Genomic DNA, 769 nt, shown 5'->3' with positions numbered 1-769 from the left:
ACTGCATGAACCAGCCGTGGCTGACGACGAACGACTGGCCGGTGAGCGCGGCGCTTGGGAACGCCGACAGGAACAGCACCGTCTGTGCGACGTCCTGCACCGTCGTGAACACGCCGTCGACCGTGTTGCCCAGCATCACCTTCTTGATCACGTCCTCTTCGCTGATGCCGAGCTCCTTCGCCTGCTCCGGAATCTGCTTGTCGACCAGCGGCGTGCGCACGAAGCCCGGACACACCACGTGCGAGCGCACGTTGTGCTTCGCGCCTTCTTTCGCCAGCACGCGCGCGAGACCCAGCAGCCCGTGCTTGGCCGTCACGTAGGCCGACTTCAGCGGCGACGCCTCGTGCGAGTGCACCGAGCCCATGTAGATCACGACGCCGCCGCGATCGTCCTTGTACATGTGCTTGAGCGCGGCCTTCGTCGTCAGGAACGCGCCGTCGACGTGGATCGCCTGCATCTTCTTCCAGTCGGCGAACGAGTAGTTCTCGATCGGATTGACGATCTGGATGCCGGCGTTCGACACGAGGATGTCGACCGAGCCGAACGCCTCGGCCACCTTGTCGATGCCGCTGTTCACGGCGTCTTCATTGGTCACGTCCATCGCGACGCCGATCGCCTTGCCGCCCGCCTTGACGATCTCGTCGGCGACCGCGTTCGCGCCGTCCTGGTTCAGGTCGGCGATCGCGACGGCCGCGCCGGCCTTGGCCAGCTCCAGCGCGATTTCCTTGCCGATGCCGCTCGCGGCGCCCGTGACGACTGCGGTCTTGCC

1 protein-coding gene is annotated in these 769 nt (G+C 65.9%); it reads right to left on the bottom strand.

Translation table 11 applies throughout. From position 1 onward, the window contains the following. On the bottom strand, positions 1-769 hold a 769-nt coding region (locus tag CFB89_RS33810; protein ID WP_144030208.1), incomplete at both ends, for a 3-hydroxybutyrate dehydrogenase.

The sequence above is a fragment of the Burkholderia sp. AU16741 genome, from assembly GCF_002223345.1.
Classification (GTDB): Bacteria; Pseudomonadota; Gammaproteobacteria; order Burkholderiales; family Burkholderiaceae; genus Burkholderia; species Burkholderia sola.
The sequence above is the reverse complement of the archived record's forward strand: the minus strand, read 5'-3'. Positions and strand labels throughout refer to the sequence as shown.